16 protein-coding genes are annotated in these 15,363 nt (G+C 65.7%); 3 read left to right on the top strand and 13 right to left on the bottom strand.

Translation table 11 applies throughout. From position 1 onward, the window contains the following. From DIE08_RS29220 to rpe, 7 genes are all read right to left on the bottom strand, one after another. Nucleotides 1–627, bottom strand: coding sequence for a CYTH domain-containing protein (locus DIE08_RS29220; RefSeq protein ID WP_124905055.1), 627 nt, complete (start codon nucleotides 625–627; stop codon nucleotides 1–3). Then, nucleotides 627–1,412 carry an indole-3-glycerol phosphate synthase TrpC gene (gene trpC / locus DIE08_RS29215; protein WP_059608055.1) on the bottom strand — a complete coding sequence of 262 codons (786 nt, stop codon included), beginning with the start codon at nucleotides 1,410–1,412 and terminating at the stop codon, nucleotides 627–629. Before trpC ends, DIE08_RS29220 begins: the two co-directional genes overlap by 1 nt. A gap of 29 nt (nucleotides 1,413–1,441) precedes the next feature. Further along, complete coding sequence (gene trpD / locus DIE08_RS29210) at nucleotides 1,442–2,473, bottom strand: anthranilate phosphoribosyltransferase (RefSeq protein WP_059608056.1); 1,032 nt, start codon at nucleotides 2,471–2,473, stop codon at nucleotides 1,442–1,444. 13 nt (nucleotides 2,474–2,486) lie between these two features. After that, entirely contained in the window at nucleotides 2,487–3,086 is a 600-nt protein-coding gene (locus DIE08_RS29205) for an aminodeoxychorismate/anthranilate synthase component II (protein WP_124905053.1), read from the bottom strand. Nucleotides 3,087–3,099: 13 nt separating this feature from the next. Then, a complete protein-coding gene (trpE, locus tag DIE08_RS29200; RefSeq protein WP_124629065.1) occupies nucleotides 3,100–4,593 on the bottom strand; it encodes an anthranilate synthase component I in 1,494 nt (497 codons plus the stop codon). Between the two features lie 358 nt (nucleotides 4,594–4,951). Beyond that, complete coding sequence (locus DIE08_RS29195; protein ID WP_124905051.1) at nucleotides 4,952–5,707, bottom strand: phosphoglycolate phosphatase; 756 nt, start codon at nucleotides 5,705–5,707, stop codon at nucleotides 4,952–4,954. Between the two features lie 4 nt (nucleotides 5,708–5,711). Further along, on the bottom strand, nucleotides 5,712–6,398 hold the full coding sequence (gene rpe / locus DIE08_RS29190) for a ribulose-phosphate 3-epimerase (RefSeq protein ID WP_006482066.1): 687 nt from the start codon (nucleotides 6,396–6,398) through the stop codon (nucleotides 5,712–5,714). Between the two features lie 177 nt (nucleotides 6,399–6,575). Between rpe and apaG the strand changes: the two genes are divergently transcribed. Beyond that, nucleotides 6,576–6,950 (top strand): Co2+/Mg2+ efflux protein ApaG, encoded by a 375-nt coding sequence (gene apaG / locus DIE08_RS29185; protein WP_057924835.1) that lies wholly within the window; start codon nucleotides 6,576–6,578, stop codon nucleotides 6,948–6,950. 14 nt (nucleotides 6,951–6,964) lie between these two features. On the opposite strand, the gene DIE08_RS36360 is transcribed toward apaG, so the two are convergent. Beyond that, nucleotides 6,965–7,108: a hypothetical protein gene (locus DIE08_RS36360; protein WP_006758475.1), complete on the bottom strand. Its 144-nt coding sequence runs from the start codon at nucleotides 7,106–7,108 to the stop codon at nucleotides 6,965–6,967. Between the two features lie 28 nt (nucleotides 7,109–7,136). Between DIE08_RS36360 and DIE08_RS29180 the strand changes: the two genes are divergently transcribed. Then, nucleotides 7,137–8,261 (top strand): murein transglycosylase A, encoded by a 1,125-nt coding sequence (locus DIE08_RS29180; protein ID WP_226118160.1) that lies wholly within the window; start codon nucleotides 7,137–7,139, stop codon nucleotides 8,259–8,261. Between the two features lie 136 nt (nucleotides 8,262–8,397). Here the strand turns inward: DIE08_RS29180 and paaK are convergent, their stop codons facing one another. The 5 genes from paaK to paaN all read right to left on the bottom strand — a co-directional run bounded on the left by paaK (nucleotide 8,398) and on the right by paaN (nucleotide 14,022). Then, nucleotides 8,398–9,696 (bottom strand): phenylacetate--CoA ligase PaaK, encoded by a 1,299-nt coding sequence (gene paaK, locus DIE08_RS29175; protein ID WP_124629059.1) that lies wholly within the window; start codon nucleotides 9,694–9,696, stop codon nucleotides 8,398–8,400. A 38-nt stretch (nucleotides 9,697–9,734) separates the two neighbouring features. Beyond that, nucleotides 9,735–10,187, bottom strand: coding sequence for a hydroxyphenylacetyl-CoA thioesterase PaaI (gene paaI, locus DIE08_RS29170; protein WP_124905049.1), 453 nt, complete (start codon nucleotides 10,185–10,187; stop codon nucleotides 9,735–9,737). A gap of 1 nt (nucleotide 10,188) precedes the next feature. Continuing rightward, nucleotides 10,189–10,980 (bottom strand): 2-(1,2-epoxy-1,2-dihydrophenyl)acetyl-CoA isomerase PaaG, encoded by a 792-nt coding sequence (gene paaG, locus DIE08_RS29165; RefSeq protein ID WP_124629057.1) that lies wholly within the window; start codon nucleotides 10,978–10,980, stop codon nucleotides 10,189–10,191. Between the two features lie 45 nt (nucleotides 10,981–11,025). Beyond that, on the bottom strand, nucleotides 11,026–12,228 hold the full coding sequence (gene pcaF, locus DIE08_RS29160; RefSeq protein ID WP_124905047.1) for a 3-oxoadipyl-CoA thiolase: 1,203 nt from the start codon (nucleotides 12,226–12,228) through the stop codon (nucleotides 11,026–11,028). An 87-nt stretch (nucleotides 12,229–12,315) separates the two neighbouring features. Continuing rightward, nucleotides 12,316–14,022, bottom strand: a complete 1,707-nt coding sequence (gene paaN, locus DIE08_RS29155; protein ID WP_124905045.1) for a phenylacetic acid degradation protein PaaN — start codon at nucleotides 14,020–14,022, stop codon at nucleotides 12,316–12,318. A 129-nt stretch (nucleotides 14,023–14,151) separates the two neighbouring features. Between paaN and DIE08_RS29150 the strand changes: the two genes are divergently transcribed. Continuing rightward, the gene (locus DIE08_RS29150) at nucleotides 14,152–14,928 is read left to right on the top strand and encodes an enoyl-CoA hydratase (protein WP_124905043.1); all 777 of its coding nucleotides are present in this window, start codon (nucleotides 14,152–14,154) and stop codon (nucleotides 14,926–14,928) included. Nucleotides 14,929–15,363: the final 435 nt, after the last annotated feature.

The raw sequence follows: 15,363 nt of genomic DNA, 5'->3' as shown, positions 1-15,363 counted from the left end.
TTATTGCGCGCGCAGCCGGTAGCCGCGCTGCGCCTTGCTGATGTTTTCGGGGGCGAGGCCCGGCAGCGCTTGCTGCAGTTCGGCGGCGAGTGTCGCGAGCGCAGCTTCCGGGCCGTCGATCAGTTCGAGTTCGATTTCGCTGATCGGTTCGCGGCGCGTATCGTTTTCCGCCTGGACGACGATCTCGCCGATGTCCACTGCGGCCTCGACGGTTGCGCCGCCGATTGCGATGCGCCACAGCGTACGCGAAAAATCCGTCCGGAACAGCGCGTGCAGCGCCGGCGCAGCGTCGCGCAGCGCGGTGGCCGCGTTCGGCACGTCGCACGCGGAGACGAGCGCATCGATTTCGAGCGCATCGCCGGCGACGGGCAACTCCCATTCATGGCGGCGATGCAGGCCGGCTTCCGCGCTGCCGACCGTCTTGAACGTCTGCAGCCAGCCGTGCGGCGTGCGGCGCACGCGCACCGCGCTTTTCGAACGGGCCAGCGCGAGATCGGGCGTGTCGTAGTAGACGTTCGCGAGCGCGATGACCTCGCCGGCTTCACCGGTCAGCGTCTCGAAAAAGCGCCGCGCGGCATCGGCCTGGCCGGCCGGCAGCGCAAGCTTGATTTCCTTTTCGATCGCCATCAGAAGAACATCCGCGCGAGTTCCTCGCCCGGCTGCTCGGCGCGCATGAACGCCTCGCCGACGAGGAACGCGTTCACGTTCGCCGCGCGCATCGTGTCGACGTCGGTGCGCGACAGGATGCCCGACTCGGTCACGACCATGCGGTCCGGCGGAATCATGTCGAGCATGTCGAGCGTGGTCTGGATCGACGTCTCGAACGTGCGCAGGTTGCGGTTGTTGATGCCGAGCAGCGGTGTCTTCAGCGTCAGCGCCTGTTCCATCTCGTCGCGGTCGTGAACTTCGACCAGCACCGCAAGGCCGAGCGAGTGCGCATACGCCTCGAGGTCCTGCATCAGCGGCGTGTCGAGCGCGGCCGCGATCAGCAGGATCGCGTCGGCGCCCATCGCGCGCGCTTCGAGAATCTGGTACGCATCGACGATGAAGTCCTTGCGCAGCACCGGCAGCGTGCAGGCCGCGCGCGCTTCCTCGAGATAGCGGACACTGCCCTGGAAGAATTGCTCGTCGGTCAGCACCGACAGGCACGCGGCGCCGTGCGCCGCATACGAGCGTGCGATGTCGGCCGGCACGAAATGCTCGCGCAGCACGCCCTTCGACGGGCTCGCCTTCTTGATTTCGGCGATCACCGCCGCGTTGCCGGCCGCCTGCTTCGCACGCAGCGCGCCGACGAAGTCGCGCAGGTCGCGCGCGGATGCGTCCAGCTTCAGTGCCTCGAGCGGCGTGCTGCGCATGGCCGCCGCGACTTCGTCGCGCTTGACGGCGATGATTCGGTCGAGAATGTCGCTCATGTGGGTTCCTGCTTGATTCGTAAAGGGAGTCAGCGCTTGAACTGCTGCGTGAAACGCACGAGTTCGTCGACCTTCGCGCGCGCCTTGCCGCTCGCGACCGCTTCGCGGGCGAGCTGGATGCCGTCCGCGATCGATTCGGCGATATTGGCCGCATAGAGCGCGGTGCCCGCGTTCAGCGTGACGATCTCGCGTGCGACGCCCGGCTTGTTGTCCAGCGCGCCGAGCAGCATCGTGCGCGATTCTTCGGCATTTTCCACCTTCAGCGTGCGGTTCGACACCATCTGCAGGCCGAAGTCCTCCGGATGGATCTCGTATTCGTGCACCTCGCCGTCGCGCAATTCGCCGACGAGCGTCGCGGCGCCGAGCGACACTTCGTCCATCCCGTCCTTGCCGTATACGACGAGCACGTGCTGCGCGCCGAGGCGCTGCATCACGCGCACCTGGATGCCGACGAGGTCGGGATGGAACACGCCCATCAGCTGGTTCGGCGCGCCGGCCGGATTGGTCAGCGGGCCGAGGATGTTGAAGATCGTCCGCACGCCGAGCTCACGGCGCACGGCCGCGATGTTCTTCATCGCCGGATGATGGTTCGGCGCGAACATGAAGCCCATGCCGGTTTCGGCGATCGACGCGGCAACCTGGTCGGGCTGCAGATCGATGTTCACGCCGAGCGCCTCGAGCACGTCGGCGCTGCCGGACTTGCTCGACACGCCGCGGTTGCCGTGCTTCGCGACCTTCGCGCCGGCCGCGGCCGTGATGAACATCGACGCGGTCGAGATGTTGAACGTGTGCGAGCCGTCGCCGCCCGTGCCGACGATGTCGACGAAGTTCGAGTTGTCCTGCACTACGACGTGGTTCGCGAATTCGCGCATCACGGTCGCGGCGGCGGCGATCTCGCCGATCGTCTCCTTCTTCACGCGCAGCCCGGTGATGATCGCGGCCGCCATCACGGGAGACATGTCGCCGCGCATGATGAGCCGCATCAGGTGCAGCATCTCGTCGTGGAAGATCTCGCGGTGTTCGATCGTGCGTTGCAGCGCTTCCTGCGGGGTAATCGTCATCGTGCGTCTCCCGTCAGGCCGCCGGCGCGGCTGCCCGGGCCGGCGCGCGATTCTGCTTCAGGAAATTCTCGAGCAGCGCGTGGCCGTGCTCGGAGAGGATCGATTCCGGGTGGAACTGCACGCCTTCGATCGGCAGCGTCTTGTGACGCACGCCCATGATCTCGCCGTCGTCGGTCCACGCGGACACCTCGAGGCAGTCGGGCAGCGATTCGCGTTCGATCGCGAGCGAATGGTAGCGGGTGACGTCGAAATGCTTCGGCAGGTCGGCGAACACGCCGCGGCAGTCGGTTTCGATCCGGCTCACCTTGCCGTGCATGATGGTCTTCGCGCGCACGACGCGGCCGCCGAATGCTTCGCCGATCGCCTGATGGCCGAGGCAGACGCCGAGGATCGGTTTCTTGCCCGCGAATTCGCGCAGCACGTCCAGCGTAATGCCCGCGTGCTGCGGGTTGCTCGGGCCGGGCGACAGGCAGATCGCGTCGGGGTTCAGGCGCGCGATCTCGTCGAGCGTGATTTCGTCGTTGCGGTACGTGCGCACGTCCTCGCCCAGTTCGCCGAAGTACTGGACCAGGTTGTAGGTGAACGAGTCGTAGTTGTCGATCATGAGCAGCATGGTCAGTCTCCGGTCAGAAGTCGCTATCGAGGCCGTCCTGGACCTGTTCGGCCGCACGCAGCACCGCGCGCGCCTTGTTCTCGGTCTCTTGCCATTCGGATTCGGGCACCGAGTCCGCGACGACGCCGGCCGCCGCTTGCACGTACAGGTTGCCGTTGTGGATCAGGCCCGTGCGGATCGCGATCGCGAGATCCATCTCGCCCGAGAACGACAGGTAGCCGACGGCGCCGCCGTACAGCCCGCGCTTGATCGGTTCGAGCTCGTCGATCAGTTCCATCGCGCGCACCTTCGGCGCGCCGGACAGCGTGCCGGCCGGGAACGTCGCGCGCAGCACGTCGTAGTTCGTCATGCCGGGCTTCAGCTTGCCTTCGACCGAGCTGACGATGTGCTGCACGTGCGAGTACTTCTCGATCACCATCTTGTCGGTCACCTGCACCGAGCCGATCTCCGCGATGCGGCCGACGTCGTTGCGCGCGAGGTCGATCAGCATCACGTGCTCGGCGATTTCCTTCGGATCGTTCAGCAGTTCGGTCGCGAGTTCCGCGTCGCGCTCGGGCGTGTTGCCGCGCGGACGCGTGCCGGCCAGCGGACGGATCGTGACGATCTGGTCATCGCCGCGCTTTTCCTGGCGCACGAGGATTTCCGGCGATGCGCCGACCACGTGGAAATCGCCGAAGTTGTAGTAATACATGTACGGCGACGGATTCAGCGAACGCAGCGCGCGATACAGCGACAGCGGATTGTCGCGGTACGGCTTCGTCAGCCGCTGGCCGACCTGGATCTGCATCAGTTCGCCGGCCGCGATGTATTCCTTCGCCTGGCGCACGGCGGCCAGATAGTCTTCCTTCTTGAACTCGCGGAACGTCTCGGTGCGCACGCTCGCCGACGTCACGGGCGGCTGCACGGTCGTGCGCAGGCGCTGCTTCAGTTCGCGCAGGCGTTGCTTTGCCTTCGTATAGGCCTCTGGCTGGGCCGGGTCCGCATAGATGATCAGGTAGAGCTTGCCGGCGAGATTGTCGATCACCGCGACTTCCTCGGTGAGCAGCAGCTGGATGTCGGGCAGGCCGAGATCGTCGCGCGGCGCGGTGTTCGCGAGCTTCTTCTCGATGTAGCGCACCGCGTCGTAGCCGAAATAACCGGCGAGGCCGCCGCAGAAGCGCGGCAGGCCCGGGCGCTGCGCGACCTTGAAGCGCGCCTGGAACGACTCGATGAATTCGAACGGGTCACCGTTGTGCGTCTCGACGACCTGGCCGTCGCGCACCACCTCGGACACGCCGTTGCGGGTGCGCACCAGCGTGCGTGCGGGCAGGCCGATGAACGAATAGCGGCCGAAGCGTTCGCCGCCGACCACCGACTCGAGCAGGAAGGAGTTGGCGCCCGCGCGTTCAGGCTGGGCCAGCTTCAGGTAGAGGGACAGCGGCGTTTCGAGGTCGGCGAGCGCTTCCGCGATCAGCGGGATGCGGTTGTAGCCTTCGTTCGCCAGCGATTGGAATTCGAGTTCGGTCATGTTCCGGTCCTGTTCGGGACGAGCGGCGGAGTGCGCCAGGGATCACTTGACGCTGCGCGGGCTGCCGTCGGCGAAAGGGCGGTCGATCGAGAAGTGCCTGTTGCCGGCCGGCACTCCGGGCGTGAACGTCGCGAGCCTGCGGCCGCTCCTGAACGCAAGCGTTCGGACACGGTAGAACTCGAGGTGGTGCGACGATCGGCGCGCGGATGCGCAGCGAGATAAAAAACGGCGCTGAAGACGTGCCTCAGCGTACCTCATCGAAGAGGTTAGCGCGACCAGCGACGCCAGGGCCAGGCTCCCCGGTCGATGCTGCTCAGACTCCGTTTTTTATTCAGAAACATGCGGATGGAAGAAATAATCAGATGGTTGGCCGGCCGGCGTTGTGCGCGGTAATCGCGCGGGCCGCGACCAGCAACGAATCGACTATACCATCCGAATTTATCGTTTGTATAGCTTTGCCGTGGTTGTAGCCGTACGGCACCGTCAGCGTCGCCATTCCCGCCGCGCGGCCCGCCAGCGCGTCGTTTTCCGAGTCGCCGATCGCGACCGCCGCGTCCGGCGCGACGCCGAGCGCGTCGCAGGCCGTCAGCATCGGCAGCGGATCGGGCTTCTTGCGCGCGACGCTGTCGCCGCCGAGCACGGTGCCGAAGCGATCGATCAGCCCGTATTGCTCAAGCAGCTCTACGGCGAAACGGTGCGGCTTGTTCGTCACGCACGCGAGCCGGATGCCGGCCGCGCGCAGCGCGTCGAGGCCGGTTGCGACGTCCGGATAGAGGCGCGTGTGGCGGCCGTTGATCTTCGCGTATTCGGTCTGATAGATCGCGAGCGCGTCGTCGAAGCGCGCGTGCGCCTCGTCGGGCGCGAAGCGCGGCTTCAGCACGCTGTGGATCAGGTGCTCGGAGCCCTTGCCGACGTAGCCGATCACCTCGTCGCGCGACGTGGCCGGCGCGCCGAGCTGCGCGAGCATCCCGTTCAGCCCGGCCGTGAAATCGTCGGCCGTGTCGACCATCGTGCCGTCGAGGTCGATCAGCGCCGCGTCGATGCGCGGCGTCGCGAAACGGATCGTGCCGTCGGCTGCGGTCGGTGCCTGACGGGTCTGCGAGGAATCGGCCACGACGTCAGCTCCGCTCGACGGTGGCGAGCGCGGCGCGCATCTCGTCGATCACCTTGCGGTAGTCGGGCTTGCCGAAGATTGCCGAACCCGCGACGAAGGTATCCGCGCCGGCTGCCGCGATTTCCGCGATGTTGTCGGCCTTCACGCCGCCGTCCACCTCGAGCAGGATCTCGCGGCCGGTGCGCTCGGTGTATGCGTCGATGCGCGCGCGTGCTTCGCGCAGCTTGTTCAGCGTTTCCGGAATGAACGACTGGCCGCCGAAACCCGGGTTCACCGACATCAGCAGCACGAAGTCGAGGCGGTCCATCACGTGGTCGAGATAGTTCAGCGGCGTCGCCGGGTTGAACACGAGGCCGGCCTTGCAGCCGTGATCGCGGATCAGCGACAGCGTACGATCGATGTGGTCCGAACCTTCCGGGTGGAAGCTGATCAGGTTCGCGCCGGCTTTCGCGAAATCGGGCACGATCCGGTCGACCGGGCGCACCATCAGATGCACGTCGATCGGCACCTGCACGTGCGGGCGGATCGCCTCGCAGACGAGCGGGCCGATAGTGAGGTTCGGCACATAATGGTTGTCCATCACGTCGAAGTGAATCCAGTCGGCGCCGGCGGCGACCACGTTGCGGACTTCTTCGCCGAGCCGTGCGAAGTCGGCCGACAGGATGCTGGGAGCGATGCGGAATTGAGTCATGACAGGGGAGCGGGGACGCTGCGGCGCAAAACCGCCATTCTACCGTCCGGCGACCCGGTGCGCGGCGACGGGCCGTGCGGTTGCGGCCCGATTCCGAATAGAATGCCGAACCAGTGCGGCGCGCCCGCGGCCCTGCCGCTCCAGTTGGCGCGGGCGGTTACCTACAGCGGAAACATCATGAGTCAGTATCAGTTCACCGTTTCGGTGAAAACCAGCTACTTGCCGGAACAATCCGACCCCGATCGACGTCAATACGCATTCGCGTACACGCTGACCATCCGCAATACCGGGCAGGTCGCGGCGCAGCTGATCGCGCGTCACTGGATCATCACGGACAGCGAAAACCACGTGCAGGAAGTGAAGGGGCTCGGCGTCGTCGGGCACCAGCCGCTGCTGCAGCCGGGCGAACAGTTCGAATACACGAGCTGGGCCGTGATCGCGACGCCGGTCGGCACGATGCGCGGTGCGTACTTCTGCGTGGCGGAGGACGGCGAGCGGTTCGACGCGCCGGTCGACGAGTTCGCGCTGCACATGCCGCGCACGCTGCATTGAGCGTGCGGGGCCGGTCAGCGCGGCTGGCGGTCGTTGCCGCGGGCGTGCTTCTTCCTGCCCGACGACGTCCACACGACGATGAAGATCAGCAGGGCAAGCGCTACGAAAGCCTCGAGCGCGAAGATGAGCATCGGATATTGGTCGAGAAAATCTGACATGGCGGTTTCCATCAAGAACGAACATTGTATGTGGTTTGGGCCCCGGGCGGCCGGCTGGGTTGTGGCGGCCGCGACGGCAGCGCTGCTTGCCGCATGCGGCGGCGCGCCGACGCGGACGTCGGCGCTCAAGCCGCCGACCGGCGCGGCGATCGTGCCAGGGCAGGTTGCCGCGAAGCGGCTCACGCCGGTCGCGTGGCAGCAGGTGCCGGGGTGGCAGGACGATTCGCTGATCGGCGCGACGGCCGCGCTGCGGCAGAACTGCGTGCGGCTCGCGCGCCAGCCCGCATGGCAGCGCGCCTGCGCGGCCGCCGACCGCCTCGACGAGCTCGACGTCGGCAGCGCACGTGCATTCTTCGAAACGTATTTCACGCCGTTTCAGCTGGCGAATACCGACGGCACGCTCGACGGGCTCGTGACCGGCTATTACGAGCCGCTGCTGCACGGCTCCCGCGTGCGTCGCGGCCCTTACCAGTACGCGCTGTACCGCTGGCCGGCTGGCTATCGCGCCGGTGCCGCGCTGCCCGCTCGCGCGCAGCTCGAGCGAGCCGGCATCCTCAACGGCAACGAACTCGTGTGGGTCGATGATCCGATCGAGGCGTTCTTCCTGCAGGTGCAGGGTTCGGGGCGCGTGCTGCTCGACGACGGCTCGGTGATGCGGGTCGGCTTTGGCGGCACCAATAACCAGCCGTATCGCTCGATCGGCAAGTGGCTGCTCGATCGCGGCGAGCTGACGCCCGCGCAGGCGACGATGCAGGGCATCAAGGCTTGGGCGAAGGCAAACCCGACTCGCGTGGATGCGTTGCTCGATACGAATCCGCGATTCGTGTTCTTCCGCGACATGCCGACGAAGGAAGATGCGCCGCACGGCGGCGCGGACGGCCCGATCGGCGCACTCGGCGTGCCGCTCACGGCGGAGCGTTCGATCGCGGTCGATCCGTCGTCGATCCCGCTCGGCACACCGGTGTTCCTGCAGACCACGCGTCCGCTGACGAATACGCCGATGAACCGGCTCGTGTTCGCGCAGGACACGGGTTCCGCGATCAAGGGCGGCGTGCGGGCGGACTATTTCTGGGGGCTGGGCGACGACGCCGGCGACCAGGCCGGACGGATGAAGCAGATCGGCCGGATGTGGCTGCTGTTCCCGAATTCGTGATGCGCGGTGGTGCCGGCGTATACGTGTAGCCTGGCATCAAAGCGAAACAGCCCGATCGGTGTTGGCCGGTCGGGCTGTTTTTTTGCCTCGCGATTGCTGTTGCGCGCGGCGGTCGGGGGGCGGGGGGCTGGGGGTATCAGCCCTTGCGCTTGTCGATCACGCGGCGTGCCTTGCCGACCGAACGCTCGATCCCGTTCACGGGCAGCACATTGATCACGGCCGTCACGCCAATCAGCGACTTGATGTCGTGCGCGAGCGCTTGTTTCGCCGCATGGATCGCCGCCGTGTCGGGGGCAGTTTCGGGGCACGGCTCGACATTGAGCGTCAGCACGTCGAGCGGACCTTCCTTCGTCAGCACGATCTGATAGTGCGGTGCAAGCGCACGCTGTTTCAGCAGCTGCTCCTCGATCTGCGTCGGGAAGACGTTGACGCCCCGCACGATCATCATGTCGTCCGAGCGCCCGGTGATCTTTTCCATCCGGCGCATCGTGCGGGCGGTGCCGGGCAGCAGACGCGTGAGGTCGCGCGTCCGGTAGCGGATGATCGGCAGCGCTTCCTTCGTCAGCGACGTGAAGACCAGTTCGCCAAGTTCGCCGTCCGGCAATACCTCGCCGGTGTCGGGGTCGATAATTTCCGGATAGAAGTGATCTTCCCAGATGGTCGGGCCGTCCTTGGTCTCGACGCATTCCGATGCGACGCCGGGACCCATCACTTCGGACAGCCCATAGATGTCGACCGCGTCGATGCCCATCCGATGCTCGATGGCCACGCGCATGTCGTTGGTCCAGGGCTCCGCGCCGAAGATGCCGATGCGCAGCGAGCTTTGTGCGGGGTCGAGGCCCTGGCGCTCGATCTCGTCGGCGATCGACAGCATATAGCTCGGCGTCACCATGATGATGTCGGGCCGGAAATCCTGGATCAGCTGCACCTGCTTTTCGGTCTGGCCGCCGCCGAACGGAATCACGGTCAGTCCCGCGCGTTCGGCGCCGTAGTGTGCGCCGAGCCCGCCGGTGAACAGCCCGTATCCATAACTGACATGAACCTTGTCGCCACGCCGCGCACCGGCCGCGCGGATCGAGCGCGCGACGAGATTGGCCCAAGTGTCGATGTCGCGCGCCGTATAGCCGACGACGGTCGGCTTGCCGGTCGTGCCCGACGACGCGTGAATGCGCGAGATCTGGTCCTGCGGCACCGCGAACATCCCGAACGGGTAGCTGTCGCGCAGGTCGCTCTTGGTCGTGAACGGGAAGCGCGACAGATCCGCGAGCGTCTTCAGGTCGTCGGGATGCACGCCCGCTTCGTCGAATTTGCGGCGATAGACGGGAGAGTGGTCATACGCATGCCGGAGCGACCACTTCAGGCGTTCAAGCTGCAGTGCGGTAAGCTCGTCGCGTGAGGCGGTCTCGATCGGCTCGAGCGGTAGCGGGGTAGTCATGCCTGTCTCCAGTGATTGTTATGAGCGAGCGGTGGACGTCAACGCTCTTCCGGCAGCACCGTGCCCTTGATCTGGGCCGATTTGCCCCGAAACATCGCGACCGTTTCGCCTGTCTGGTTCGTGACGCGGATGTCATAGATGCCGTGCCGGCCGCTGCGCGTCTGCTCGATCGCTTCGGCCGTCAGCAGGTCGTTACCGTATACGGGACGCAGGTATTCGATCGAGCAGCCGGCCGCAACGGTATTCAGGTTGTACGAGTTGCATGCGAACGCGAAGGTCGAATCGGCGAGCGTGAAGATGATGCCGCCGTGACAGGTCTGATGTCCGTTCAGGAATTCCGGCCGTACGCGCATCTGCAGGCGTGCGTAGCCGGCCCGCACTTCGGCGATTTCCATGCCGAACGCGCGGCTGCAGGCGTCTGCGTCGTACATGGCCCGTGCCGTCGCACGGGCGAGCGCATCGGGGGGGAGCGTGTCGTTGGAGGTGGTCATGTCAACGCCCCTCGAAGCGCGGCGCACGCTTCTCGATGAACGCCTTCACGCCTTCCGCGTAGTCGTATGACTGGCCGAGCTTACGCTGCAGGTCGCGTTCGAGGTCGAGCTGCTGATCGAGCGTATTCGTGACGCTGTCGCGCATCGACTGCTTGATCGACGCGATTGCGAGCGTCGGTTGCTGCGCGAGCTGATTGGCGAGCTGACGCGCCAGCGCGGCGAGCGCATCGTCGTCGACCGCGCGCCAGATCAAGCCCCATTGTTCGGCCTGTTCGGCGCCGAGCTTGTCGCCGGTCAGGGCCAGCCCCAGCGCGCGTGCCATGCCGACGCGTTGCGGCAGGAACCACGTACCGCCCGAATCGGGCACGAGCCCGATCTTGACGAAGGCCTGGATAAAGCTGCTCGAGCGTGCCGCGAACACGATGTCGCAGGCGAGTGCGAGATTCGCGCCGGCGCCCGCCGCCGTCCCGTTGACGGCGGCGATCACCGGAATCGGCATGCGTTGCAGGCGGCGGATCAGCGGATTGAAATGCTCGTCGATCAGCGTGCCGAGGTCGGTGGACGCGCCCGGCGTGAAGTCGAGATCGGCCAGGTCCTGGCCTGCGCAAAAGCCGCGCCCCGCACCCGTCAGGATCAGCGCACGTGCGCCGGCCGTCTCGACTTCATCGAGCGCAGACTGCAGTTCGCGGTGCATCGCCCGCGTGAAGCTGTTCAGCTTGTCCGGGCGGTTGAGGGTGATCGTGGCCACGCGGGCAGTCTGATCGATATCCAGCTGAATCGCCTGATATGACATGCAGTGTCTCCTTCATGACTTCGTTATAGGCGCGCGTCGCGTCGGTTACATGCGCTCGATGGCGATCGCGATGCCCTGGCCGACGCCGATGCACATCGTACAGAGTGCAAAGCGGCCGCCCGTACGCTCGAGTTGGTGAAGCGCCGTGGTCACGAGCCGAGCGCCCGATGCGCCGAGCGGGTGACCGAGCGCGATCGCACCGCCGTTCGGGTTCACGCGCGGATCGTCGTCGGCGACACCGAGCATGCGCAACACCGCGAGACCTTGCGAGGCGAACGCTTCGTTCAGCTCGATCACGTCGAACTGGTCGATCGTCATCCCGAGCTGGCGCAACAGTTTCTGCGTGGCCGGCGCCGGGCCGATCCCCATCACGCGCGGTTCGACGCCTGCGGTCGCCATACCGACGACGCGTGCGCGGCGGCGCAGCCCATACTGATCGGCGGCTTCCGCGTTGGCGAGCAGCAGTGCGCATGCGCCGTCGTTGACGCCCGACGCGTTGCCGGCCGTCACCGAGCCGTCCGGGCGCACGACACCCTTCAGCTTCGCGAGCGCCTCGAGCGACGTTTCTCGCGGATGCTCGTCACGCGATACGACGAGCGGGTCGCCTTTCTTCTGCGGAATCGTCACCGGGACGATTTCCTCGGCGAGCGTGCCGTCCTGCTGCGCACGCGCGGCCTTCTGCTGGCTGCGCAGCGCGAACAGGTCCTGATCGGCACGGCTGATGCCGTAGTCGACCGCGACGTTCTCGGCCGTGTCCGGCATCGAATCGACGCCGTATTGCTGTTTCATCAGCGGATTGATGAAGCGCCAGCCGATCGTCGTGTCGAAAATGGCGGTCTGGCGTGCGAATGCGCTGGTGGCCTTGCCCATCACGAACGGCGCGCGCGTCATGCTTTCGACGCCGCCCGCGATCATCAAGCGTGCCTCGCCCGCCTTGATCGCGCGCGCGGCGGTGCCGACGGCGTCCATGCCCGAACCGCACAGCCGGTTCAGCGTCGTACCCGGCACGGCGGTGGGCAGGCCCGCGAGCAGTGCGGACATGCGCGCGACGTTGCGGTTGTCTTCGCCGGCCTGGTTTGCGCAGCCGTAGATCACGTCGTCGATGGCCGACCAGTCGACATTGCGGTTGCGTTCGATCAGCGCCGTGAGCGGCACCGCACCGAGATCGTCGGCACGAACGTCTTTCAGGGAGCCGCCGTAGCGGCCGATGGGGGTGCGAATCGCGTCGCAGATGTAGGCGTCGGTCATGGGGGTGTCGATGTGCAACGAACCTGCCGGTTGGCAGATTCGTTCATGGTAGTGAACGTGACGGCGTTTGCACGTCGGCCATTCGGGTTATGCCGTTTGGCCGGCTTCCGCAGGTACAGCCTTCGGCGCAACATGGACGCGGCTTTGCACCACTCGGAACCGGTTGGCGACGAACGCCGGATCGGCGAGCGCCGCGTTGGCGGCCGGGTTCGCGCCGGTGCCGTGGAAGTCGGAGAATGCAGCCGACTGGTTGACGAATACGCCGCCCGTCAGGTTGATCGACAGCGCGACGCCGCCACGCACCGCTGCATCGTGCGCAGCGTCGAGGACCTTGTCGTCGGTGCTGTAGACGGAGAGCGTCAGCGCACCATGTTCCGCGGCGATTTTGCCGGCGAGATCGAGCGATTGCGCGGTCGAGTCGGTCGCGATCACGAACGAGATCGGGCCGAACCACTCCTGCGTGAATTTCGCTTGGTCGGCCACGTCGAGTTGCAGCACGAGCGGCGTGCGCACCCGAGCGTCGGCGAATGTCGGATGCTGGAGCGTCTGGCTGTCAGCGAGCACACGACCGAGCTTGCGGGCGTCGTCGATACGCGCGACCACGCCGTCGTTCTGGATCGCGCCGATCAGTTCGACCGAGCGAGCCGGGTCGCCGGTCAGTTTCTGCACGGAGACGGCGATCGCCTGGGCGACTTCGTCGAAGCTTGCATGGCCGTCTGCCGTCCGGATGCCGTCGCGCGGCACGTAAATGTTCTGCGGTGCCGTGCACATCTGGCCGGAGTACAGCGCTAACGAGAATGCGATGTTCTTGGCCGCGGCCTTCAGGTCGTCGGTCGAGTCGATCACGATCTGGTTGACACCGGCCTTCTCGGTATACACCTGTGCTTGATGGGCATGGTGTTCGAGCCACGTGCCGTTTTGCGTGCTGCCCGTGAAGTCGATCAGCTTGATTTCAGGACGCAGCGCGAGGTCCTGCACGAGGGCGCCGTCGTTCGGCTCGGTCGCGAGGAGCGTGACGACGTTCGGATCGAAGCCGGCTTCGCGCAGCACGTCGCGGGCGATGCGGACCGTGATCGCGAGCGGCAGGATCGCGCCCGGATGAGGTTTGACGATCACCGTGTTGCCGGTCGCCAGGTCGGCGAACAGGCCGGGGTAGCCGTTCCAGGTCGGGAACGTGCAGCAGCCGAGCACGAGGCCGGTGCCGCGCGGGACGATCGTATAGCGCTTGTGCATCGCGAGCGGCGGGTTCTTGCCTTGCGGCTTCTCCCAGTGTGCATCGGCCGGGATGCGGCGCAACTCGTCCCAGGCGTAGGCGACCGCTTCGAGCGCACGATCCTGCGCGTGCGGGCCCCCGGCCTGGAATGCCATCATGAACGCCTGGCCCGTCGTGTGCATCACGCTGTAGGCAATTTCGAAGCTCGCGCGATTCAGACGTGCGAGGATTTCGAGACTGACGCCGATCCAGGCGCTCGGGCCGGCTTCGCGCCATGCGCGCTGGGCCGCGGCGGCGGCGGCAATCAGTTCGTCGGGTGTCGATTTCGGATAGCGGATGCCCAGCGCGATCCCGTACGGCGACTGCTCCGCGCCGACGGTTCCGCCGGACGCCGGCTGGTCGAGCACGAACGTGTTGCCGAGGTGTGCCTTGAACGCCGCTTCGCCGTCGGCGTTGGCGCTTTCCCCGTACACTTTGGGGCTCGGCATTTCCGCGAACGGGCTCCAGTACCCGCGGCTCTCGATGGCGGCGAGGGCGTGTTTCAGCGTGTCTTCGTGCTTCGTGAACAGTGCATGGGTCATGGCGGCAGCCTGATGGACATAGGGAAGGGTTGGATCGATTAATTAACCGACCGGTTGGTCGGAGAATGGTAGCATCAAACTATTCGCATGTGCGAGGCGTTTCTCATTTCATTGATCGAGGAGAAATAGATGTCTTACGAGAACATCCTGGTGGAGACCCGGGGGCGAGTCGGGCTGATCACACTGAACCGTCCGAAGGCGCTGAATGCGCTGAACGATGCGCTGATGGATGAGTTGGGCGCTGCGCTGAAGGCGTTCGACGCAGACGACGCGGTCGGCGCGATCGTCGTGACGGGAAGCGAGAAGGCTTTCGCGGCCGGGGCCGACATCGGCATGATGGCGACCTATTCCTATATGGACGTTTATCGCGGCGACTACATCACCCGTAACTGGGAGACCGTCCGCGAGATCCGCAAGCCGATCATTGCTGCCGTGGCGGGCTTTGCGCTTGGCGGTGGTTGCGAGCTCGCGATGATGTGCGACATCATCTTCGCGGCGGATACGGCCAAGTTCGGCCAGCCCGAAATCAAGCTGGGCGTGATGCCGGGCGCAGGCGGCACGCAGCGTCTGCCGCGCGCGGTGTCCAAGGCGAAGGCAATGGACATGTGCCTGACGGCGCGCTTCATGGACGCGGCCGAGGCGGAACGGGCGGGGCTCGTGTCGCGCGTGCTGCCGGCCGACAAACTGCTCGATGAAGCGATTGCCGCTGCGACGACGATTGCCGAGTTCTCACTGCCGGCGGTCATGATGGTCAAGGAGTCGGTGAATCGCGCGTACGAGACGACACTGGCCGAGGGTGTCCATTTCGAGCGTCGACTGTTTCATTCGCTGTTCGCGACCGAAGATCAGAAGGAAGGGATGGCGGCATTCGTCGAGAAGCGGAAGCCGGTATTCAAGAACCGCTGATTTGGCGGTGGCTGGGTGGCGCCTGGCGAGCGGCGGGTGTCGGTCGTCGGTAAGATCGCCCGGGGCAGTGAGCCCGAAGCCCCCGTGCGCGTTAGCGCACGGGGGCTTTTTCAAAATATTTTCACAAAGGGGTTGCGGAGACCGGGGCGGGTGCTTAGAATCACGCCTCTTTCGCGCTAACGGAAACGCGGCGCGGGGGAAGAAGGGAAGCGGTGCGATGGAGGGTCAGTTGTAGAGCCCCGGCGCACACGAAGTTGAACCCAGTCGTCGCAACGAAGCAGTTCAAAAAGTTGTTGACTGACTGAAAAAGACGGTTCATAATCTCGCTTCTCTGCTGCTGAAAACGCAGCGCTGCTGGGAAACTTCAGGTTTCTCGCAGAAATGCTCTTTAAAAATTAACAGCCGATAAGTGTGGGCGCTTGATGGAAGCGAGCT

It is taken from the genome of Burkholderia sp. Bp9004 (assembly GCF_003858025.1).
GTDB classification, from domain to species: Bacteria; Pseudomonadota; Gammaproteobacteria; order Burkholderiales; family Burkholderiaceae; genus Burkholderia; species Burkholderia diffusa.
This window is presented reverse-complemented; position numbering and strand designations above follow the sequence as displayed.

Bases quoted from the DNA above. Each gene is read 5' to 3' on its own strand.
- DIE08_RS36360 (WP_006758475.1), bottom strand. From the start codon at position 7,108: ATGTCAGATTTTCTCGACCAATATCCGATGCTCATCTTCGCGCTCGAG.
- pcaF (WP_124905047.1), bottom strand. From the start codon at position 12,228: ATGACCGACGCCTACATCTGCGACGCGATTCGCACCCCCATCGGCCGC.
- DIE08_RS29150 (WP_124905043.1), top strand. From the start codon at position 14,152: ATGTCTTACGAGAACATCCTGGTGGAGACCCGGGGGCGAGTCGGGCTG.
- apaG (WP_057924835.1), top strand. From the start codon at position 6,576: ATGAGTCAGTATCAGTTCACCGTTTCGGTGAAAACCAGCTACTTGCCG.
- trpD (WP_059608056.1), bottom strand. From the start codon at position 2,473: ATGACGATTACCCCGCAGGAAGCGCTGCAACGCACGATCGAACACCGC.
- paaI (WP_124905049.1), bottom strand. From the start codon at position 10,187: ATGACCACCTCCAACGACACGCTCCCCCCCGATGCGCTCGCCCGTGCG.
- trpE (WP_124629065.1), bottom strand. From the start codon at position 4,593: ATGACCGAACTCGAATTCCAATCGCTGGCGAACGAAGGCTACAACCGC.
- DIE08_RS29180 (WP_226118160.1), top strand. From the start codon at position 7,137: ATGTGGTTTGGGCCCCGGGCGGCCGGCTGGGTTGTGGCGGCCGCGACG.
- rpe (WP_006482066.1), bottom strand. From the start codon at position 6,398: ATGACTCAATTCCGCATCGCTCCCAGCATCCTGTCGGCCGACTTCGCA.
- paaK (WP_124629059.1), bottom strand. From the start codon at position 9,696: ATGACTACCCCGCTACCGCTCGAGCCGATCGAGACCGCCTCACGCGAC.
- paaN (WP_124905045.1), bottom strand. From the start codon at position 14,022: ATGACCCATGCACTGTTCACGAAGCACGAAGACACGCTGAAACACGCC.
- DIE08_RS29220 (WP_124905055.1), bottom strand. From the start codon at position 627: ATGGCGATCGAAAAGGAAATCAAGCTTGCGCTGCCGGCCGGCCAGGCC.
- paaG (WP_124629057.1), bottom strand. From the start codon at position 10,980: ATGTCATATCAGGCGATTCAGCTGGATATCGATCAGACTGCCCGCGTG.
- DIE08_RS29205 (WP_124905053.1), bottom strand. From the start codon at position 3,086: ATGCTGCTCATGATCGACAACTACGACTCGTTCACCTACAACCTGGTC.
- trpC (WP_059608055.1), bottom strand. From the start codon at position 1,412: ATGAGCGACATTCTCGACCGAATCATCGCCGTCAAGCGCGACGAAGTC.